Annotated in this window: 24 protein-coding genes; 7 read left to right on the top strand and 17 right to left on the bottom strand. The window is 27.7% G+C overall.

The genetic code is table 11. From position 1 onward, the window contains the following. Window position 1 precedes the first annotated feature (1 nt). The gene (locus ACNI3D_RS05480; RefSeq protein ID WP_419768532.1) at window positions 2-1036 is read right to left on the bottom strand and encodes a D-alanine--D-alanine ligase; all 1035 of its coding nucleotides are present in this window, start codon (window positions 1034-1036) and stop codon (window positions 2-4) included. Window positions 1037-1055: 19 nt separating this feature from the next. Continuing rightward, window positions 1056-1616, bottom strand: a complete 561-nt coding sequence (gene ruvA / locus ACNI3D_RS05475; RefSeq protein WP_375723210.1) for a Holliday junction branch migration protein RuvA — start codon at window positions 1614-1616, stop codon at window positions 1056-1058. A gap of 85 nt (window positions 1617-1701) precedes the next feature. Between ruvA and ACNI3D_RS05470 the strand changes: the two genes are divergently transcribed. After that, a complete protein-coding gene (locus ACNI3D_RS05470; protein WP_419768531.1) occupies window positions 1702-3888 on the top strand; it encodes a methyl-accepting chemotaxis protein in 2187 nt (728 codons plus the stop codon). Window positions 3889-3902: 14 nt separating this feature from the next. On the opposite strand, the gene ACNI3D_RS05465 is transcribed toward ACNI3D_RS05470, so the two are convergent. From ACNI3D_RS05465 to ACNI3D_RS05435, 7 genes are all read right to left on the bottom strand, one after another. After that, complete coding sequence (locus ACNI3D_RS05465) at window positions 3903-4238, bottom strand: hypothetical protein (protein WP_419768530.1); 336 nt, start codon at window positions 4236-4238, stop codon at window positions 3903-3905. Window positions 4239-4327: 89 nt separating this feature from the next. Then, complete coding sequence (gene truD / locus ACNI3D_RS05460; RefSeq protein ID WP_419768529.1) at window positions 4328-5416, bottom strand: tRNA pseudouridine(13) synthase TruD; 1089 nt, start codon at window positions 5414-5416, stop codon at window positions 4328-4330. Window positions 5417-5425: 9 nt separating this feature from the next. Continuing rightward, entirely contained in the window at window positions 5426-6256 is an 831-nt protein-coding gene (locus ACNI3D_RS05455) for a thiamine-phosphate kinase (protein ID WP_419768528.1), read from the bottom strand. A 73-nt stretch (window positions 6257-6329) separates the two neighbouring features. Then, a complete protein-coding gene (locus ACNI3D_RS05450) occupies window positions 6330-6794 on the bottom strand; it encodes a hypothetical protein (RefSeq protein ID WP_129101991.1) in 465 nt (154 codons plus the stop codon). Beyond that, window positions 6784-7893, bottom strand: coding sequence for a PepSY-associated TM helix domain-containing protein (locus tag ACNI3D_RS05445; RefSeq protein WP_129101990.1), 1110 nt, complete (start codon window positions 7891-7893; stop codon window positions 6784-6786). The genes ACNI3D_RS05450 and ACNI3D_RS05445 overlap by 11 nt, the downstream gene beginning before the upstream one ends. A gap of 12 nt (window positions 7894-7905) precedes the next feature. Further along, window positions 7906-9996 carry a TonB-dependent siderophore receptor gene (locus ACNI3D_RS05440; RefSeq protein ID WP_419768527.1) on the bottom strand — a complete coding sequence of 697 codons (2091 nt, stop codon included), beginning with the start codon at window positions 9994-9996 and terminating at the stop codon, window positions 7906-7908. 161 nt (window positions 9997-10157) lie between these two features. Next, complete coding sequence (locus tag ACNI3D_RS05435; protein ID WP_419768526.1) at window positions 10158-10844, bottom strand: response regulator transcription factor; 687 nt, start codon at window positions 10842-10844, stop codon at window positions 10158-10160. A 75-nt stretch (window positions 10845-10919) separates the two neighbouring features. Between ACNI3D_RS05435 and ACNI3D_RS05430 the strand changes: the two genes are divergently transcribed. Genes ACNI3D_RS05430 through ACNI3D_RS05415 form a run of 4 tightly spaced genes read left to right on the top strand, consistent with a single transcriptional unit; the run spans window position 10920 to window position 14302 of the window. Continuing rightward, window positions 10920-12638, top strand: coding sequence for a 7TM diverse intracellular signaling domain-containing protein (locus tag ACNI3D_RS05430; RefSeq protein WP_419768525.1), 1719 nt, complete (start codon window positions 10920-10922; stop codon window positions 12636-12638). A gap of 52 nt (window positions 12639-12690) precedes the next feature. Next, entirely contained in the window at window positions 12691-13401 is a 711-nt protein-coding gene (locus ACNI3D_RS05425) for an energy transducer TonB (protein ID WP_419768524.1), read from the top strand. A gap of 5 nt (window positions 13402-13406) precedes the next feature. Further along, window positions 13407-13916 (top strand): MotA/TolQ/ExbB proton channel family protein, encoded by a 510-nt coding sequence (locus ACNI3D_RS05420; RefSeq protein WP_129101797.1) that lies wholly within the window; start codon window positions 13407-13409, stop codon window positions 13914-13916. Continuing rightward, the gene (locus ACNI3D_RS05415; RefSeq protein WP_129101796.1) at window positions 13913-14302 is read left to right on the top strand and encodes an ExbD/TolR family protein; all 390 of its coding nucleotides are present in this window, start codon (window positions 13913-13915) and stop codon (window positions 14300-14302) included. The genes ACNI3D_RS05420 and ACNI3D_RS05415 overlap by 4 nt, the downstream gene beginning before the upstream one ends. A 21-nt stretch (window positions 14303-14323) precedes the next feature. Here ACNI3D_RS05415 and ureG read toward each other — a convergent pair whose 3' ends face one another. From ureG to ACNI3D_RS05375, 8 genes are all read right to left on the bottom strand, one after another. Beyond that, a complete protein-coding gene (gene ureG, locus ACNI3D_RS05410; protein WP_129101795.1) occupies window positions 14324-14911 on the bottom strand; it encodes an urease accessory protein UreG in 588 nt (195 codons plus the stop codon). A gap of 13 nt (window positions 14912-14924) precedes the next feature. After that, window positions 14925-15623: an urease accessory protein UreF gene (locus ACNI3D_RS05405; protein ID WP_129101794.1), complete on the bottom strand. Its 699-nt coding sequence runs from the start codon at window positions 15621-15623 to the stop codon at window positions 14925-14927. Beyond that, the gene (locus tag ACNI3D_RS05400; RefSeq protein WP_419768523.1) at window positions 15598-16032 is read right to left on the bottom strand and encodes an urease accessory protein UreE; all 435 of its coding nucleotides are present in this window, start codon (window positions 16030-16032) and stop codon (window positions 15598-15600) included. Before ACNI3D_RS05400 ends, ACNI3D_RS05405 begins: the two co-directional genes overlap by 26 nt. Window positions 16033-16053: 21 nt before the next feature. Further along, on the bottom strand, window positions 16054-17757 hold the full coding sequence (ureC, locus tag ACNI3D_RS05395) for an urease subunit alpha (protein WP_419768522.1): 1704 nt from the start codon (window positions 17755-17757) through the stop codon (window positions 16054-16056). Between the two features lies 1 nt (window position 17758). Then, window positions 17759-18439, bottom strand: coding sequence for an urease subunit gamma (locus tag ACNI3D_RS05390; protein WP_419768521.1), 681 nt, complete (start codon window positions 18437-18439; stop codon window positions 17759-17761). Between the two features lie 98 nt (window positions 18440-18537). Further along, a complete protein-coding gene (locus tag ACNI3D_RS05385; protein ID WP_419768520.1) occupies window positions 18538-19053 on the bottom strand; it encodes an ureidoglycolate lyase in 516 nt (171 codons plus the stop codon). Next, a complete protein-coding gene (gene alc / locus ACNI3D_RS05380) occupies window positions 19050-20054 on the bottom strand; it encodes an allantoicase (protein WP_419768519.1) in 1005 nt (334 codons plus the stop codon). Before alc ends, ACNI3D_RS05385 begins: the two co-directional genes overlap by 4 nt. Before the next feature lie 48 nt (window positions 20055-20102). Continuing rightward, complete coding sequence (locus tag ACNI3D_RS05375; RefSeq protein WP_419768518.1) at window positions 20103-20798, bottom strand: GntR family transcriptional regulator; 696 nt, start codon at window positions 20796-20798, stop codon at window positions 20103-20105. 250 nt (window positions 20799-21048) lie between these two features. Between ACNI3D_RS05375 and ACNI3D_RS05370 the strand changes: the two genes are divergently transcribed. After that, window positions 21049-21831, top strand: coding sequence for a transporter substrate-binding domain-containing protein (locus tag ACNI3D_RS05370; RefSeq protein ID WP_419768517.1), 783 nt, complete (start codon window positions 21049-21051; stop codon window positions 21829-21831). A gap of 75 nt (window positions 21832-21906) precedes the next feature. Continuing rightward, window positions 21907-22587 carry an amino acid ABC transporter permease gene (locus ACNI3D_RS05365; RefSeq protein ID WP_419768516.1) on the top strand — a complete coding sequence of 227 codons (681 nt, stop codon included), beginning with the start codon at window positions 21907-21909 and terminating at the stop codon, window positions 22585-22587.

Raw genomic sequence — 22587 nt, 5'->3', positions numbered from 1 at the left:
TTTATTTACCCTTAGCCGCTTGGATTTTGTTTACATAGTCATATGAGATTTTGATTTTATCTTTTAGTCTTAGTGATTTTGATAGTTCTTTTATACTTGCATCAAAATCTTCAAACAAATAGTTTGCCATAGAACCAGGGATTGGGTTAATCTCATTTAAATACACTTCATCATCTATTACAAAAAAGTCACATCTAATCATTGCATCATTAAAAGTAGTATTATAAATAGTCTCAAATGCTTTTTTCAACTTATCTTTTAATTCCTCACTAATATTAGCAACACTTACTCGCTCTGTTCTTGCAAAATCAAGATACTTTTTATCAAAATCTAAAAAGTCAGCTTTTTGTGGCTCTTCTACTATTGAGTATTTGATTTCATTCCCTATTTTATAACCTGCTAGATTGTACTCTTTAATATTTGGTATGAAAGTCTCTATTAAAACTGCATTATCAAACTCAAAAGCAACATCAAGGGCATAACTTAACTCTTCTTTTGATTTTACAATACTAACCCCAATCGAGCTTCCTAAAGTAACTGGTTTCACAATTACTGGAAATTGTTCTACACTTACTTCATCAAATTTTGTAAAATATTGATAAGGTATTGTCTTAATTCCTAAAGATGAAGCATATCCTTTTGTTAAAAACTTATTGAAACTTACGCTACAAGCTCCAACTCTAGGACCTATGTATCTTATATCAAAAAATTCAAATAGTGAAGCAACTATTCCATCTTCACCATCTCCACCATGAATTAAGTTTAAAACAATATCAAACTCTACATTTTTTTCTCCAAACATAGCTTTTTTTGAAAAGCCACCTTTTTTGATAGTTAATTTATCACACTTTTTATATTCACCTGTGCTAAAAAGTTTTGATTTTATTGTTTTAGTAGGAATATGATAAAAATCTCTGTTCTCATCTAAAAATATATATTCTAATTCACTTTTAATAACATCTCTCATAGCAATAGCAGATACTATTGAAATCTCATGTTCATAACTACTTCCACCAAAAACTATAGCAATCTTCATTCTTATCTAACCTTTAAATCTATTTTTGTAATCTTTTAAGTGCTTCTCTTACTAAGTCACTTGTATTTGTAGCACTACAGCTTTTTAATGCTTTACTTATAACATCTTTTTTGAATCCTAATGATTCCAATGCCATAGATGCTTCCATCATATTTGTTCCCATTGAATCTTCATCACTATTTCCATCAATAACAAATCCAGATAACTCAACCAAAATTCTACTAGCTCCTTTTGGACCAATTCCGGGAACTCTTTTTAACATAGAGATATCATTTGAACTTACTATTTGAGAAAAAGAACTTGGAGTAAAAGTTGAACAAATTGCAAGTGCTACTTTTGGTCCCACTCCATTTATTTTTATCACTGTATCAAAAAGTTTTTTTTCATTTACATCAATAAATCCATACAAAGCCTGAGAATCCTCTCTTATTATGTATGTAGTGTGTAATGAAATATTATTTTCTGTTATCTTAGAACTGCAGTTAACAGATACAAAGACTTCATAAACTAACCCATTAACATCGATGTGTAAGAGGGTTGGCTCTTTTCTTATTATTTTTCCGTTTATTCCAACTATCATTATTTTTTTAAATCTCTTTAAGTTTTTATTGTTTATAAATAGATTTAATTATATACTATTACAACTTAAAGATTAAGGTTAGTAAATGTTTGGATTTATATCGAAAAAAATAAGCAATAAAATAATATTTGCACTAATTATTTTAATGGCAATTAGTAGTACTTCAGTAATTTACTTTACTACAACGGAAGTAAAAAGAGATTCTTTAAATACTACAAAAGAATACTTAGAAATGTTAAATACAGCAATGTTTCAAAGTTTAAGAAATGCAATGTCAACGGGGGATGTTGCTACTATCCAAAAAGCAGAAAAAGATGCAGCAACCATAAAAGGTGTTAAAAATTTAACTGTTGCAAAAAGTAAACCCCTAATCGAAATGTATGCACCTAATGCAAAATATACAGAAGATCTCAATATATTAAAATCTTTTGAAACTAAAAATTCTCAATTATTTGAAACAACAGATAATGGTAATCATGAAATAAGAATGATCAAACCTATGATTGCTGAACAAGATTGTATTATGTGTCATGCAAATCAACAAGTTGGTGATGTAATTGGAGTAATGGACTTAACTTTTTCACTACAAGATTCAGATAGAGAACTAGTTGATTTAGTTGTAAGTATTTCTACTACTTCACTTATACTTAGTATATTGACTATTGTATTAATTTTCTTTTTAGTTAAAAGAGCTACAAACCCAATTGAGTCTTTAAAATCAGGTTTTACAAACTTAATTGAATCAAATGATACAAATATAAGATTAAGCGTTCAATCAAAAGATGAAATTTCTGAAGTTGCTGATTTATTTAACTCATATATGGATAAAGTTAATGCAGGTCTTGCACTTGATGCCAAAGTTATTGAAGAAGCAAATGATGTTTTAGAAAAAACAGGTAATGGATTTTTTGTATATAATGTTAATTCTAAAGCTGCAAATCCACATGTTGAAGATTTAAAAAATAAACTTAATACTATGATTAGTGGAACTAGAGCTACCCTAGAAAAAATAAATGCTACTTTAAAACACTACTCTGAATCAAAATTTGATGCACAAATTGATGATAAGGGTATTTATGGAGATTTAGGTTCACTAACTGCTGGAATAAAACTTGTAGGACATAATACTTCTGAAATCTTAGCAATGATTATGAATACGGGTGATTCATTAAATGAAAATACTCAAACATTATCAGATGCTGCAAGCAATTTATCTAAATCATCAAATAAACAAGCTGCATCTTTAGAAGAGACAGCTGCTGCATTAGAAGAAATAACTTCTAACATAAAAGGAACAAATGAAGCAGCTAGTAAAATGAAGCTATTATCTCAAGAACTTACTGCTTCTGCAAAAAATGGACAAGATTTAGCAAATCAAACTGCTAATTCAATGGAAGATATTAATAAACAAGTAAGTTCAATAAATGATGCTATTGAAATAATTGATCAAATTGCATTTCAAACAAATATTCTTTCACTTAATGCTGCTGTAGAAGCTGCAACTGCAGGGGAAGCTGGTAAAGGTTTTGCTGTGGTTGCTCAAGAAGTGCGAAACCTTGCATCAAGAAGTGCAGAAGCTGCTAAAGAGATAAAAGATATAGTTGAAGCTGCTTCAATGAAAGCAAAAGGCGGACAAGATATTTCAAATAAAATGATTGAAGGATATAATGAATTAAATCAAAATGTTACTGATACAATAGTAATGATTGATAATGTTTCAAATGCAGCAAAAGAACAAGAAGCTGGTATTAGACAAATCAATGATGCTGTTACAACTTTAGATCAAGCGACACAACAAAATGCAGGAGTAGCAGAAGATATATCTAATATGTCAAGATTGATTGCTAATATGTCAAATTCTCTTGTTACTGCTGCCTCAAGAGCTAGTTTTATTCAAGATGCGAGAGAACAAGTATGTAATGTAGACTTAGTCTATGATGCAGCAAAAGTAAAAGTAAATGTTTTAGAATTAAAAGATCAAGCTTATTCTAGATTGGGTGAAAAAACTAAATGGAGTGCAACGCCTTCAGAAGTTCTTTCTACATTTATTAGTAATTTTGAAGCAACTTATAATATTGAAGCATCTAATTCACTTGAAGAGCTTAAAACTTTAAATAGTTCATTGGCAAGAAAGATACAAGCATTAACTGATGCAAATGCAAATAATGAAGCAAATAATGTTTTAAATGAGAAAGCAAAAGAAATAGAGATTGAATCTTTAAGAATATTTGGTACTTTAAATACTCTTAAAAAAGAAGTATGTAATAAATAGAAAGTTTGAACTTTCTATTTATTGATATTGGCAAACATTTTATCGATATCCTCTTGAGATATTTCATCATCATATTTATCACCTGAAATATGTTTCGCAGTTGGCGCTATATTAAATCTAGTCCCATCTATACCTTGAGCTTCGCAAATACAATTCACAACTCTTTCAAGTTTTTGTCTGAAGATATCTTCTTCTTGTATTGTATTCATAACTTCCATAATCAAATCACTTGATTCTTTTTCTTTTGTATATGATAAAGCTAATTCTAGTTTATCAAAAACTGATACAGCTACCTTTTCAGAACTCTTTATAACATGGTCTAATTCGACAACTACCTCTTCATAATTCATGATAAACCTTTTATTTAAAACATTAAATTTATTTAAATTAAAGTTTATCAAAGCTAAGCTTAAAAATGTTATCTACACTTAATTATTTATTAATGTATTATTTCTGAAATAACTTGTGTAGCATATGAACCTTTTGGTAAAGTAAAAGATATCTCAAACCAATTTTTATCTTCTTTATAATTTGATTCTATTTCATCTGGAAATACCCAAGCAAATCTTCTTGCTCCATCTTCAAATGTTTTTTTATCAAACTCTTTTTCAAATTCTTGAGCTAAACCTTCACTTACTTTTACTCTTTTGCCTGGTAATAATCCAGTAGGAACTCTATCTTTTTTATAAAATTTTTCACTTTCAATTTCTAACTCTTCAGCTATAAATATTTTTCCAAAAGGATAATGACTCATAAGTTCACCCGGAAGCATTTTAAAAGGGTGTTCTTGAGCTTTCATTTGTTTTACTATATCTTGAGGAAGTCCAATTTTTTCACAAATCTCTTTTGGTTCAAAGGCCTCAATTAATTTAGAAATTTCAACTCTTTTTGAAAGCCAAGAGTTAAATAAAAAACTTTGATATGCATTTAAGTACATCTGTTTTAGGTTTCTTCTTTTCTCTTTTAGTGTACCTTCAACTATTTGTTGACCTTTTTCATGATTATCACCAAAGGCTCCAAATCTTTGAACACCAAAATAATTAGGAATACCATAAGTAGCAATCTTACCTAAGGCTTGTTCTATCTTTTTAGAATCCATTGGACTAACTCTTTTTAGTCTAATAAAAAACTTATTACCTTTTAAGTGACCTATTCTAATCTTATTATTATGATTAATAGTTTCTAAGAACTTAATATTTTCATGAGTAAAGCTATTTATTTTCTCTTCAAATTGTTTAGGGATAGAGATATGTTGTATGGTCATTGCATTTTTATCTTTTAATCCTGCATATCCAATGTCTCTTAATTTACACCCAATACTATCTGCAATAATTTGTAAAGCATCCCAAGTAGATAAATCTTTTTTCCTAAGTTTTACTACTATATGCTCACCCTCACCTACAAAGTCATATAAAGGTATTTCTGTAACTACGAAATCGTCTTTATTTTGTTTAAATAATACATCTATTTTTGAGTGATTTAAATAGTATTGTAAATTGTGTTTGTTTAAGTTTGTGTTTTCTTCCAATATTTTCCCTTAATTAAAATGATGATTTTTACAATCACCTTTATATGTTCCATCTACTGCTTTTGCAAAGATGTTTAATTTTACTTCATGTTTTTTTGCTATTTTAGAGATGATATCTCTGTTTTTTTGAGAAAAAGAGAATAATATCTCATACTCTTCTCCTGAACAACCTATGTCTTTACTAATTTTATCAAAAAAATCAAATCCTAAGTTATTTATTTCTGATAATCTTTCAAGTTCAAAAAACAAACCATCAGAAATATCAAGAGCACAGTTAATATAAGGAGATATTTCATAAAAAAATTCAGATTTTAGTTTTGGTTTTATGAACTTAGATTTTTTAGAGACTTCTTTCCCTTGTAATAAAGATTTTAAATCTTTTTTGCAAGTTCCTAGCTCTCCTGTATAACATAAAAAATCATCTTTTTTTAAACCTTTTCTAAATATTGGTTTTTTTGTTTTTGAAATAATTGTAATAGAAATATCAAGTTTGATATTTGATATTGTATCACCACCAATTATTTTAATCCCAAATTTCTTTGCAATATTTTTAAAGCCATTTGCTAACTCTTTCAAATCATCTTTAGAGAAATCTTTAGGAATAGCTATACTTATAAGTGCATACTTAGGAATTGCATTCATAACTATTGCATCGGAGATATTTACAATCATTGCTTTTCTTGCAATATCTTTTAAACTCATCCAATCTCGTTTAAAATGCACATTTTCAAAAAAAGCATCCATACTATATACATGTGAGCCAACAACTGCCCCATCATCACCAATAATATTTTTATGAGTGTTTTTAAATTGTTTTATAAAAAAGTCTTCTTTATTCATGGGAGGATTTTAACATAAATTCACTTCATGTTATACTCTCCCCGTAAATATTTTATGTGTAGAAAATTATTCTTTAATCAGTAGTAGAAAGAACCTCTTTTAAAGGCCAAGAAATGTGAATTATTTTTCCATCCCATTTTTCAATTATTAACCAAAGTTTATCATCTTTAGCAATTGTTTTGGGAAAGGGAACATGAGCATCTAGTTCATAGGGACTTCCATGAACTAAGCCTTCTATTAAACTTATTTTGGGAAGTTCTTTTGAAACTTGTAAATTAATAATTCTAAAATGTGCTAAATCTTCAACATTAAATTCTACCCCATAATCTTTCATTTTAGTTCCATTAAATATTGTATAAGGAGCTTTTGTATTTTCTTCAAATAAAACTACTTTAAAATCATCAATAAATCTCTGTTTGTAATATTTGTGATCAGGTTCACTTTCTCCATACCAAAAATATATTGCTAAATAAATAAAAGGAATTAAAACAAATATAAGTGAAAAATTTATTGCTTTCTTTTTTGTTTTATATTGCATCTTCATTCCCTCTTTTTGCTGTTCTTTTTGTCCACATTAGCATTCCACTTAATATCAAACCACTTAATATAAGTCCAAAAATAAACCAAAGTATTTTAATCCAAAAACCACCAAAATTCCCCACATGTAAAGCTCTCATAAAAGTAGCTGTTGCACTTAAAAAACTTTTGTTAGTTCCTAGTCTCACTTCTAAAATCTCATTATTGTATGGATTCATGTAAACTGTATCTCTGAAAAACAGAGTTCTTTTCTCTCCTGAAACTTTTAAAGGCTCATATGCATTTGAAGGAAGAGTTACTAAATCTAAATTTGGGATTTTTTCATTTGCTTTTTTTATAGAAATATCTAAATTAGGCAAGGTCATTTTTTCATTTACTTTTAGCAAAGGTAGATCTTTTTTAGAAATAACAACTTGTTTATTTAAATCTTCAAAAGGAAAACTAATTTCCCTTAATACCATCATAACCAAAAACCAAATTGCAGTTATGGAAATAATTAATCCAAACCAAACAGCCCAAACTCCACCAACTTTGTGTAGGCTAATTAATAATGGTCTTGTTCCTTTATTAGTATGAATCTTTGGTTTTGTAAATGATTTCCAAAATTTTCTATATATTATAAGCCCTGTTACTAAAGAAATAAAAAGTGGGATAGAGAAAATACAGACAATATACCAACCTATAAAAACTCCTCCAATCTCTGGCATCATAAGCCAACCATGAATTGCTCGAATAATACTTTGAAATGTATGTCCTGTAGATACTTCGCCAACTATTCCAGTTCCAGCATCAATCCAAACTCTTGCAAATGGGCTATCAGGAAGAGAAACATAAGCTAAGTGTGCTAAATAAGGTTCTACAGTTTCTATACTATATATTTTTGCCCCAGGAACTTGCTCTTGAATTTTTGTAATTAATTCACTAGTAGTAAAAATAGCATCACCAGAAGCTCTTACTCCGGGATTAAAAAGCCATGTTATTTCATAACTTACAACTGCTAAAGTTCCTGTTATACAAATAAAAAATATTATAAGCCAAAAAGGAAGCCCCATCCAAAGATGCAGCTTCCAAAAAGGTTTTCTCCAATTATTGTTATTCATTTAAAATATTACTTAAAATCTATATTTCATGTTAATTGTTGCACTTCTTGGTGATCCATAAACCATTCCAGAATACCCTAATCCACTGTAATACTCTTTATCAAATAGATTATTAACATTTAATTGGAAGTCTAAATTATTATTTACCTTATATCCTGTCATCAAGTCCACAGTAACATAACTATCTTGTGTAATTCTTCCATAATCTGTATCTGTGTAAATTTTACTTTTGTAATTTATTCCTGCACCAATTCTATAATCTTTTATTGAATATTTTGCAAATAAGTTTGCTGTTGTTCTTGAAGAAGTAGTATTATATTTACTACCATCAGAATTTTTTGCTTGAAAATTAGCTAAACCAAAATCAAGATCAAGATTATCTGTCACTTTCCCCGATACACTTATTTCAAATCCTTTACTTACAACTTCTTTAGCTTCATAAATTGATTCTAATTTACTATTTACTTCTCCTGTATCTGATGGGGCACCATCTTGTTCTATTCTAAATAAAGTTAAAGAAGTATTTAAATCACCTTCAAAATATTCACCTTTTATTCCTACTTCATAATTTTTTCCATCAATTGGGTCTAAATAATTACCACTATTGTCTTTTTTATCTTGTGGTTTAAAGATACTAGTATAACTTGTATATATTGAATGATTTTTATTTATATCATAAACCAATCCAACATAAGGTGTCGTTTCATTTTTATACTCTCTATCTCTTGTACTATCATCATTTTCATATTTCCAAGATGAAAGTCTTATCCCTGAAATTAATTTTAAATCTTCGCTTAAAGAAATTTTTCCAGCAAGATAAATTCCACTTTGTGTTGTTTCATCTAAATTATCATGAGTCGAAGTACCATAAGTTGGCTTTGGAATTGATATATTATTAAAATCTATTGTACTCCAGTTTAAATTACTTGCATAATCATTTTTTTTAGTTTTAGATTTATTATACATTGCTCCAATAATAATTTCTTGTCCTAATTTTCCCACTTCAAAGGGAATAGAAGTATATAAATCAATATTATTTTCTTTTATATCTTTGGCAAATTCATAGCCATAAACTCCATAATCAGAGGAACCAAGTACTTGACCACCTGTATTTTTGTCTACTCTTCCACCATAATATACTAAGTTACCATCAGAACTAATTTCTTTTCGTGATAAAGATAAATTAATAAAATTGTCATTGATTATATATTGTTTTAAATCTGCATAATAATTTGTTGTTTTTATATTCCATTCGGCCCAATCATCTGAAATAGTATTTGAATTATCAAAATGCGTTTTACTACCATCACCATAAAAAGCAGGTAATCCACCCCATCTAATTCCACTTCTATCTATATCTTCTACACTAGCACCTAAAGATAAAAATGTTGTATTAGTCAAATCCATATCAAGAACACCATATAAAACATCTGTAGATTTTTCATATTTATCCATAAAAGAATCTTGATCTTGATGTTTAGCTACAACCCTTACTCTTACTGTTCCCTCTTCATTTAAAGAAGTCTGTATATCAGCGGTAGAACTATAATTATTCCAAGAACCAGCAGAAAAATCTATATTTCCTTTAAGCTCTTTTAAGTTTGCATGTTTTCTAATAAAGTTCATTCCCATAGCTGGATTACCTGCACCAGTCATAAGACCATTTGCACCTTTTACTATTTCTACTCTATCAAAAATTGATAAATCTGGATCATCTGCATTATCACTAACAGAATATGTTGGTATACCATCAAATAAGTAATAATCTATAGTGAAACCTCTTGCTGTAGGATATACTCTTTCATCCATTTGATTTAAAGTTACCCCTGGAGTTTTTGCTAATAATTCTTGATATGTGGTTATATTTTGATCTTCTAATTTTTGTTTTGTAAAAACCAATACAGACTGAGGTGTTTCTCTAGCTGATAAATCTAATTTTGTAGCTGTACGGAGACCACTTACAGTATAAGATTTTGTATTATCTTCCACGCCCATAACTTCAACTTCTTTTAATGTAGTTGTAGCACTATTATCTGCATAAACTTGACTTGATAAACACATTATCAAACAGATTGATAATTTTATTTTTCCATTTACTTTCATTTGTTTCCTTCTGATAATTATGATAATTAGTATCATTAATATTTCGAATTTAACCTATATTTTTCTTAATCAATCCTGAAAAATCTTATAATTATTCAATAAAGACAAAAAGCCATTTCTAGGACATTAGTAGGACATTTTTAAGACATTTATTTTGATTTTCAAGATAAGGTAGTTATTTTATATCCAATTTTTGAGAAGTTTTCTAAACAGTTATTTGGAAGTTTTTTTCTTAATTTTCGTGCAACTGAACGAATAGCATCTTCACTCATTATAGATCCATTCCAAACTTTTTCTTGTATTATTTCATAAAGAACAACTTTATTTTTATGTTCACACAATAAAGATAAAAGATCTAACTCTTTACTTGTGAGTTTGATACTTATTCCTTTATTTTGCAATCTTTTATTAAATGCATCAAAATAACAATCTATAGAAAATAAAGTTTTGTTTGAATTATCACTTATAATCTTTTCTGAACATTGACACAATATGGGATATAAAGTTTCATGGGATATTGGTTTTACTAAATATTTTATTAGACCTAATTCAATAGCTTCTAATAAATACTCTGTTTGAGTATGAGCACTTAAAACAATAATTTTTATATCTAAATCTTTTTCTCTAATCTTTTTTATCATATCTAAGCCATTTATATTTGGCATATTTATATCAGTAATTATAATATTAATTTTGTTGTTATCAATGATTTCAAAAGCTTCAAAAGCATCTCTCGCTTCAAAAACATTATTAAAAAAATTTTCCAAATAGGAAATAGCATTTGACCTTATATAATCTTCATCATCAACAAATAGTATACTTATACTTTCGAACTCTTTTTTATTCATAAACCCATTATATCAAAAAAAGTATAAATTATGATAATAACTATTAATATTAAGTAATTAATTGTATAATATAGAATGCGTTATTTAATCATATTATTTATTTTAAATTTAAATTTGTATTGTAAAGATATTAGTATTATCAACAAAGCTTTTTATTCTGAAGATTTTAAAAATTACATTGAAGTTAAAAATGAAGATGAAGCATATCTGTTAGTAAAAACTAAAAAATTAAAAAATCTATCAGCAAAATTTGAAATTAATAAAAAAGAATTAAAAGATCAAGTATTTTATTTAACAGTAGTTTCAAACTTAGAAAATCTTGTATACACAAATGCAAAATATGAAATAATAAATAAAATATTAGTAGTAAAACTAGATAAAAATACAAAAGATATAATATATTTAAATTATAAATATAAAAAAAAGGGAAGATTAGACTTTAGATATAATGTTATTAATTCATTTGAATATAATTATATATTTAGTTATGAAGCCTTTGTTTATGGAAGTGCTTATGGAATAATATTTTGTGCATTTTTATATTATTTGGTAATATATTTTTCCACTCGTATAAAGTATTTTTTATATTATTCTTTAATGCAATTATTTGTTTTATTGAGCCTAATAGCTTTTGTTTATTTAAGTTACAAATCTTTTCCAACTATTTTCGAACAAGCAATTACAGATATTTTTGAAACAAGTGCCTTTTTATTTACTCTTCTTTTTGCAAAAGACATATTAAACGCAAAAAAACAAATGCCTATTTTCAATATTATTTTCATCATTTTTATTGTTTTAAATATAGTTGATCTTTTTGCTATATTTATATATAAAGAGTCCATATTGTATGAATATATGCATTTTTATGTTTGTTTTTTTATTCCCATTGTAGCAGGTATTATTTCACTTTATAAAGGTAATTATATCTCTTGTTTTTATATCTTAGGTTGGTCTTTTGTCTTTCTTTTCTTAGTGTTAAATTCTTATCAATTGATTTCTATAAGTCCTATTTATACTATTCATCTAGTTACACCCATAGAATCATTAATATTTAGTTTTGCACTTGGATATACTTTAAAAAAGATTATTGAAGACAAAAATAAAAAAGAAAAACTTTTAATTCATAATAATAAACTCTCTTCCATGGGAGAAATGATTAATAATATTGCACATCAATGGAGACAACCTCTTGCTCATTTAGGATTTATTAATATGAATTTACAATTATCTATTAAAAATGATTATATCGATACAAAATATTTAAAAGAAAAAATAGAAGAATCAAAAATACAATTAAATTTTATGTCAAAAACTATTGATAATTTTAGAGATTTTTACAAAATAAATAAAGAGAAAAATCTATTTTTTATCAGTCATTCAATAAATAATGTAATGGACATAATGAAACCATTATTGCAAGAGAATAAAATAGAATATGAATTTATTATAAAAAATGATAAACAAATATTAGCCTATGAAAATGAATATGCTCAAGTAATACTAAATATTATAACAAATGCAAAAGATGTTTTAATATCAAGAAAAATCCAAAACCCAAAAATCAAAATAATTCTCAAAATTGAAAATGAATCAATAATAACAACAATAGAGGATAATGCGGGAGGGATAGAAGAAAAATACCTAGAATGTTTATTTGACCCATATTTTACAACAAAACAAAAAGGAAGTGGTATAGGACTTTATATGTCAAAAATGATAATTGAATCTCATTTTAATGGCAATATACAAGTATTTAATCATAATTATGGAGCAAATTTTCAAATAATTATTTAAATTTAAAGACCAATTAAGATAATCATTATCAATATTATGTTAATATCCTCAAATGGAAAAAAAGAAAAGTCTATTATCAATATTTATACTTGTTATTTGTACTCATATTTATTTATTTGCCCAATTACATACAGAGGAAAATAAAATTATAGCACCAAAACCTACAAATTCTACCACACAAATAAAATTAAACAAGATAGTAATAAAAAAACAAGAAGTTAAAAAAGTCGAAGTTAAAAAAGAAGTTAAGAAGAAAGAAATCGTAAGAAAAAAGCTTCACAAAACTAAAAGTAAAAATATTATCAAACACACAAAGAAAAAGAAGTTTATTAAAAAAGAAAAACCAATAAAAAAACTTGTTCATAAAAAAGAACCTGAAAAAACTTTTAAAGAAAAAATTGTTGAACATAAAGTTCAACAAAAAACTAAAAATAAAACTAAAAACATTGATTTAGATAAATTAAAAGCTATAGAGAATGAATATTTATTAAAATTAAAAGAATTAATAGAAAAAAATAAAATATATCCAAATAGTGCAAAAAGACTTAATCAAACAGGAAAAGTATACTTAAATTTTACCATTGCAAAAAATGGAGATATTGTAAATATCAAAATAATGGAAAAGTCAAAATACAAAAGATTAAACAATGCAGCAATGGAAATTATAAACAAAATAAAACATTTTGAACCAATTCCTCAAGAACTAAATAAAAGTTCTTGGAATATTACAGTTCCAGTTTTATATCAAATTATTAGGAGTTAAAATACATGGGTATTGATTTAATGAGTTACATTGATAGAGGTGGAGTTATAGTATACATTCTAATTTTTTTAAATATTATTGGATTTACAATAATGTTTTGGAAATTAGTAGTTATTCTATCTTCAAGAGCTGGAAAAGAAAAAATTGTACAAGATATATTAGCTTTTGTAAAAACTACAAACAGCTCATTTGAGAAAGAGTCTGTTGAAAATGTAATAAATAGAAGAATAAGAAAATTAGAGTTTGGATTAAATACTGTAAAAATAATTGCATCAATTGCTCCTCTTTTAGGTCTTTTAGGAACAGTTATTGGGGTTTTAAACTCATTTGACTCTATTACTAAAAGTGGTTTGGGTGATCCATCTGTTTTCTCAAGTGGTATATCAGTAGCTCTTATTACAACAGTTGCAGGTTTAATTGTGGCTATTCCACATTATATTGGGTACAACTATATTATTGGAATATTAGATGATATTGAACTAAAAATTCAAAAAGAGGTTCTAAAAAGAATATGAAAAAAAGAGAGATTTTAACTCCTGATATTACGCCTCTTATTGATGTTGTTTTTATTCTTTTAATATTCTTTATTGTATCTTCTGTTTTTAAAAAAGATGAATTAGCCTTAGTTTTAAATCTGCCAACCTCAAGTGCAAAAGAGATAGAACTAAAACAAAAAGAAATTATAATTGAACTTGATAGAGGAAAATTAGCAATTTACGGAAAAGAAGTTTCAATATCTAATCTTGAAGAAGAGATAAGTAAAATAAAAGACAAGCAAAGAAATATTATCTTTAGAATAGACAAAGAAGTAAAATATGAAAGAGTTATTAAGATTTTAGATTTACTTCAAAAACATGAGCTATTTAATATTTCACTATTAACTGATAAAAAAGGTAAATAAAGATATTTCTTTATTTACCTTTTATAATAAAGCCTCTATCCAAGAAATAACTTGAACTAAACTTTTTTCATCTTTATTTGAAATAAAAACTGAGGGTTTATTTTTTCTATTATTTTCCACATCACTTTTCATAGATACTAAATCAACTCCAACATAAACAGCTAAGTCAGTTTTATTTACTACAAGTAAATCAGAAAAAAGTAATCCTGCACCTTTTTTACGAGGAATATCAGCCCCTTGTGCCACATCTATTACATACATATAATAATCAATCAACTCATAAGAAAAAGTTGCACTTAAATTATCTCCTCCACTTTCCACAAATGTTATATCTGGATTAAACTTTTTTTCAAGTTCTCGTACAGCTTTTTGATTCATAGAAATATCATCACGAATGGCAGTATGAGGACAACCACCTGTTTCAACACCTGTGATTCTATTCTCATCTAAATCAAGTGTTCTTTTTAAATAGTTTGCATCTTCTGTTGTATATATATCATTTGTCACGATTGCTAGTGAATATTTATCTTTTAGTATGTTTGTAAGACTTTCTATTAGTGAAGTCTTCCCACTTCCTACTGGTCCTGCTATTCCTATTTTTAAACTCATTTCTTATTTTCCTTTACGTTATAAACATCTTTGGTTCTAAATTCTTGTGAGAAAAAATGACTTCTTCAAAAAGAGGATTAAAGTTTGTAATCTTTTTATCAATATCTTCAAAAAGAATATTCTCTAATATTTCATCAAATTCAAAAAGCATTTTTTGTATTTGAGAGGGTTTTATTCTGGATATTTTAAGTGTCGTTGCTGCTATATTTATAAGATTTTTTTTAGTCCACATTACAATAAAATCTTCCATACAAATATCCAAGTCAAAAGATAGAGCACTTAAAACTATGATTTCATTTGCTTCACAAGTTTTATTATCTATATTTAAAAAATAGTTTTTTACTATATCTTTTGTGGGCAAACTTTTAATTTGGGCAAAATAGTTTTCACCAATATCTTTTGAAGCTTTTGCATATTCATAAGTCAAATATGAACCATACTCATTATCAAGTTTTTTTATTAGATTTAATTTATCATTTTCTAAAGCTTTATAGACTTTTTTGATATAAACAAACTCCATCTTTGAATATTGATCTATGATTAAGTTTTTTAAATAAATTTTCAAACTCTTTTCATCATAAACCACTTCTTTTACAATATGAGGCTCTAAACCAAAAGAGTGCACAAACATACCAGAGGGAAAAGTTCCATCAAGTATTTGCAAAAATCTACTTAAAGATTTAAGATTAGTGCGAGTGATGTGCTTTACCATTTGGTTTAAAGTACCCTTTTGTTTTTTCTACATTAATATTCTCATTTGTATAACAATCTTTTATAATATCACCTATAGAAATATCATCTAAGAGTGTAATTTTATAATCTTCTATCATTATGGGTTGATGTCTGTTTCCTATTTCATATGCTGTTTTTGCAAAAACTAAAGCATCTGAGAACTCTAAAACAAAAACCTCATCAACACTTCGTTTTACTTTGATAGCATAACCATCTTCACATATTAAAATATCATTTTCATGTAAATGAGTAAACTTTACTTTTACTACAAAATTTATACCACTTTTACTAACCCCTGTTAAATTTGGTTTTTGCATATCAAACCAAGATAGCTCAACCTCATCAGTTGCATCAATATCCTTACTTATCTTTGCAACTTTTTTTATCATGCAATTTTCCAAACTTTCCTCCTAGAACATAAAATATTTTTTTGCCATTGGTACTACTGAAACATAGTTTGATTCTATTAACTCTCCATTTACTGTTACATCATAAGTTTCTGGATTAACTTCAATATCTCCAATAAAATCATTTAATTTCATATCTTTTTTACCAATATTTCTTGTATTTTTCACTGCTAACATAGATTTGTCAATTTCTAACTTTTCTCTAATGCCACTATCTAAAGCTACTTTAGAAGTAAAAATAACACTTGTTTTTGCAGTTGCTTTTCCCAAACTTCCAAACATAGGTCTATACATATTTGGTTCTGGTGTTGGAATTGAAGCATTTGAATCACCCATCATACTAAGTGCTATAAATCCACCTTTGATGATAATTTCAGGTTTCACTCCAAAAAATGCTCTATTCCATAAAACTAAGTCAGCCATTTTACCAACTTCAATACTTCCCACATACTCATCTATTCCACAAGCAATAGCTGGATTGATAGTATATTTTGCGATGTATCTTTTGATTCTATTATTATCACTTAACTCATCATCTCCAAGTAAAGCACCCCGTTGTTTTTTCATAGAATCAGCCACTTGCCAAGTTCTAATTAGTACTTCCCCTACTCTTCCCATAGCTTGAGAATCACTACTTGTGATACTAATAGCTCCAAGGTCATGAAGTACATCTTCAGCTGCAATTGTCTTGCCTCTAATTCTACTCTCTGCAAAACTTACATCTTCTGGAATCTTTGGACTTAAATGGTGACAAACCATAAGCATATCAAGATGTTCTTCTATTGTATTTTTTGTATATGGTAGAGTTGGATTAGTACTTGATGGTAAGACATTTGCTAAACCAGCCACTTTCATAATATCAGGGGCATGGCCACCTCCTGCTCCTTCACTATGGAAGGTATGGATTGTTCTATCTTTAAAAGAATCAACAGTATTATCTACAAATCCTGATTCATTTAATGTATCTGTATGAATAGCAACTTGCACATCATACTCATCTGCAACACTTAAACAAGTATCAATAGCCTTTGGAGTACTTCCCCAATCTTCATGCAGTTTTAGTCCCATAGCTCCAGCTTTTATTTGAACTTCCAAAGCCTCTTTACAAGAGCTGTTTCCTTTTCCCATAAAACCAAAGTTAAGAGGTAAGTTGTCAACACTTTGTATCATCTTAGCTATATTCCACTGACCTGGTGTACAAGTTGTGGCATTGGTTCCTGTATTTGGTCCAGTTCCTCCACCTACCATGGTAGTAACTCCACTAGCTAGTGCAACATCAATTTGACCAGGAGAGATAAAGTGAATATGTGAGTCAATTCCACCAGCAGTTATGATTTTACCTTCAGCTGATAGTATTTCTGTATTGGCCCCTATTTCTAAACCTTCTGTAATACCATCACAAAGATTTGGATTACCAGATTTTCCAATAGCTATGATTATTCCATCTTTGATTCCAATATCAGCTTTTACAATACCTGTATAATCTATGATAATAGCATTTGTAATAATCAAATCAGCAACATCAACAGCCGTTGGACTTTGTGCCATTCCATCTCTTACTGTTTTACCACCACCAAATTTGCTCTCTTCTCCATAAGTTGTATAGTCTTTTTCTATCTTAGCTATTAAAGAAGTATCAGCGAGTCTAAATCTATCACCAGTTGTTGGTCCATACATTGAAGCATATTTTTCTTTTGATATTTTCATCTTATACTCCTAAAAACTTTTCTAAATTTTTCATGGCATTCTCTTTTGTTGAAACATCATCTAAAAATCCCTCAACCAAACCATTAAATCCACTCATATATCGTTTACCTGTATATGATACTAAAGTTATCTCTTTAGAAGAACCAGGTTCAAATCGCACTGAAGTTCCAGCAGGAACATCAAGTCTTTTACCATAAGCGTCAGCTCTATTAAAATCAAGCTCTTTATTAACTTCAAAAAAGTGATAGTGTGATCCAATTTGTACTGGTCTATCCCCTTTGTTTTCTACATGTATTGTTGTTAATTCTTTGTTTTCATTTAAAGATATTTCACCTTCATTTACAAAATATTCACCAGGCTCTATTTTTGCTTTTTTGCTTGTAGTAATAGGATTGTGAACAGTAACTAATTTTGTACCATCATCAAAGGTAGCTTCTATTTGAACCATATGCATCATAGATGCAATTCCATCCATAACATCATCTTCACCTAAAACTTTTGTAGCATCTACCATAAGCTGTGCAACTGTTTTACCTTCCCTTGCACCTTCAAGAATATATGAACTCAAAATTGCAACAGCTTCTGGATAGTTTAACTTCAAGCCTTTTTCTTTTCTTTCAAGTGCCAATTTTGAAGCCGTGTAAATCATCAATCTTTCTTGTTCCCGATTTGTAAGAAACATCTAGCCCTCCTTCTAAAAATATGTTTTTTTGATAATCTATTTTATTGTATTAAGTATATCTTATTAAGCAGACTTATTTTTTTTAATTTGTATAAAAACTATTCATTTAAAAGATATATTTCCCCTTTAAGTTCAAGTTCAATACACTCTTCTATTTTATTCTCTTGTATAGCACAATCGGTTCTATCTATGACAATAAACTGTTCATTATCTTCTAAACTAATTAGAGGAAAATGCCAAACTCCTCTATTATAATGAACACCTTGATTGCCATTTGTCATGAAAGCTTTTAAAGTAGATAAATCTGGTTCTTCATCTCCCAATGCAAGTACAGCCAAAAATGGCTTTGTACTTCTTGGCATAAAAGTTTGTGAGAAATATGGATGTTTTTCTAACATAGATATCTTTAAAGGAAATTCTCTTTTTTTTGCTTCATATATATGTAAGGTTGATTTTCCATTATTTTCATTTGAGTCCATAACACAAAGTTCATAATGTTTTTTGGCAAAGCCATCATTGATAATCTTTGAAGCACTATTTTCTGTAGAGATTACTTCTCCATACTTTTTAAAACTTTCTTTTGTAAGAAGTTCTGGTTTTATAACTCTTCTCATACTAAATATTTCAACTCTTCATCTTTTATAAACTTACCAAAAAGTTTTAACCTTGAAACTCCACCATCGGGAAAAATATTTATTCTTATATGTGTAATTGGTTTATTATGTAATAAAAAACTTTTATTATAATAGTGTTTATTATCCATTTCAAGTTTTTGACTTGGTATTAACTCTTCCCAAAATATACTTTGTGTCTCTATTGAATTATCAGTTGATTCTTTTATATAAGCGCTACAAATAGAAAAAGAATCAGGAAAGTTACCTTTAAAAAAATTTGTATCAATCATAATGTTATCTATAATAGCTGGTTTTGACAACTCTATAATTCCCCAATCAAATCCCGGTGTTCTTCTTCTTCTAGTTTCCCAACCATCACCCATATATAAAGAGTCTTTTTCTTTTAAGATATTCTTTAACGCTCCAAAAAACTCATTATTTGTTCTAACTGCTCGTGCTCCATTTAACATAGAAATTACATTGATATTATCCATATCATAAAGTTTCTCATCAAAACAAATCGTTCCAAAGGCTTTAAATCTAGCGATTCCACCATCTGGATAAATATCCATTCTTATATGTGTTATTTCATCTTGACAAGAAGAATCAAAATTATGTTTTGTATCTCCTTGTAAATCACTTTGTACAAGTAATTCTTTCCATTGGAAGTTTTCTGGATTGTTAATAATCTCTTCGTCATTTATATCTTTTGAATAACAAGCTTTAATTGAAACAGCTAAAGGATAATTTCCTTTAAAATGTGCAGTATCAACTTCAAAAGAGTTTATTTTAGCACTTACCCCTAATTTAATAATACAAAAATCATTTTTACTATCTCTTCGTCTTCTAGTTTCCCAACCATCCATCCAATGCCCATTTTCATCATACTCATCTTTAAATACAGCTTCACTCTCTTCTAACATTCTTTGGGCATTTGCAAAAAAATCATCACTGACATATAAAATTTTTGTTCCTAAATCTAAACTTGTAACATTAATCATCAAAATCCTTTTATTTTTTTTCTAAATTTATAAATAATAATTCTATCTTTACATCATAGTTCTTAAACTAATAAGTGAGCTTGTTTGCTTTGGAACTTCTTTAAAGTTTAAGGCTTCTAAACAATGACGTAAGTGATAATTCATTACACTTTTTGCATATTCCACATCATTTGTTTTAATTGCTGTTATTATTTCATTATGTTCATCATAAGAATTAAAAAGACAGCTGCTATCTTCATAAACTAATCTAGCTAAGATACTTAAAGAAATTAAAGGAGTTATTGCATTTATTAAAAGTTCATTGTCAGTCAATAAAGCTAATTCTAGATGAAAATTGCAAGAACTATTAACATATTCACCATTTCTTGATGATATTTTCAAATATTTTTCTCTCTCCACCTCACGAACAAGAGAAGATAATTCAAGTAATCCTAAAGAATATTTTTGAGTAACTACAGTAATAATTCCAACTTCAATTATAGTTCTTGCTTCATAAACATTTTTTGCATCTTCTTGGGAAAGCCATCTTAAGAAAAATCCCTGATTCTTTTTATAAGTCATAATACCCATACTTTGTAATTGACTAAAGGCTTTTCTTACAGAATCTCTACTTACATTAAAAGTTTGTGCAAATACACTTTCTGAAAGTTTCATTCCTGGTTTAAATTTATTGTCAAAGATTTCATCAAAGACATATTTGATAATTGTTTCTTCTATTGTAAGTTCTTCAATATTATTGTCCATTATTTTCACCTTCTTGATATATTATACAATTGTACAATATTGTCTACAATTATATTAGACACTAATTGTATATAAAATATACAATTATTCTAATTAATTGCCTGAATTGCCATTTGTATACTTTTTATACAGTAATATGATTGACATTGGATAATTTATCGCCTAGAATTGTTCACATGATTGACCTAAGTTGATTTAATCTTGTAGATTATAACTTACTATTGTCAACAATTTTTTCAAAGGAAAATACATGTTTAAAAATGTTTTATTAAAAGTACTAGCTATTGGAGCACTACTAAGTGTAAGTTTATTAAACGCAAATCAATTGGCTGATATCAAAAAGTCAGGGGTTATAAAAATAGCTGTTCCTCAAGATTTTGCACCATTTGGTTCTGTTTCGAAAGATATGAGCATACAAGGTTATGATGTGGATACTGCAAAACTTATTGCAAAAAAACTAGGAGTAAAGTTAGAACTTGTTCCAGTTGCTAGTGCAAATAGAATTCCTTATTTACAAACAGGAAAAGTAAATTTAACAATATCAAGTTTAGGTAAAAATCCAGAAAGAGCAAAAGCAATTGATTTTTCTGACGCATATGCAATATTTTATTTAGGTGTATTTGGAAGTAAAGATGTAAAAGTTTCATCTCCAGAAGAGTTAAAAGGTAAAACAGTAGGTGTTACTAGAGGTACGATTGAAGATATTGAATTATCAAAATTAGTTGATCCATCAGTTACTATTAAAAGATATGAAGATAATAATATGACAACTTCGTCTTTCCTTTCTGGTCAAGTAAAATTAATCGCAACAGGTAATGTAATTGTAAGTGAAATGGCTAGAAAAAATCCAGGAAAAGAAGAAGCTATGACAAAATTTATGATTGTTAATAACCCTTGTTACATTGGAATTAAAAAACATGAACCAGAACTTATGGCATTTATAAATAAATTTATAAAAGAAAATAAAGAAAATGGTAAATTAAATAAAATTTCAAATAAATGGTTCAAAATGGATCTTCCAAAAGATTTATAATCCATTTTATGGTTGATAATTAAATTCATTTTAAATATCAACCATTAATTTAAAAAGTAAAAAGGGCAGAGAATTATGGATTACCAATTTGATTTTGCGGGACTTTTCCCCTATTATAAAGTGATAATTAAAGGTATACAGCTAACTATAGAAATAACAATTTTTACAACAATTTTAGGTCTATTATTGGGTGTTTTTGGAGCTGCAATAAAAATTGGAGAGAATAAAATTCTAAAAGGTTTTGTTAGCACTTTTGTTGAAGTAATAAGAAATACACCATTTATAGTACAACTATTTTTTATCTTTTTTGGTTTGCCAGCAATTGGTTTTAAATTAACAGCCATGGAAGCTGGAATAATTGCGATGGTTGTTAATTTAGGAGCTTATTCAACAGAGATTATACGAGCTGGAGTTGAAGCAACAGGAAAAGGACAATGGGAAGCTGGTAAAACAATGGGACTAAAATGGTCACAAATATTTATTCATATAATTTTACCACAAGCTTTTCATAAAATATCACCTGCTTTGGTAAGTCAATGTGTAATTGTAATGTTAGGTTCTTCAGTTTTATCACAAATTTCTGTAGAAGAGTTAACTTTTTCAGCTAACTTCATTCAATCGCGTACTTTTTTAAGCTTTGAATCATATTTTATAGTTACAGCAATATATTTAGTTTTTGCAATCATTTTAAGATTTATACTTACTCTTATAAGTGAGAAACTGTTTAAAACAAATGCTGTTAAAGAAGGAAGTTAA

Source organism: Arcobacter siniprincipis (SeqCode) (assembly GCF_048571125.1).
Lineage (GTDB): Bacteria > Campylobacterota > Campylobacteria > Campylobacterales > Arcobacteraceae > Arcobacter > Arcobacter siniprincipis.
The sequence above is the reverse complement of the archived record's forward strand: the minus strand, read 5'-3'. Positions and strand labels throughout refer to the sequence as shown.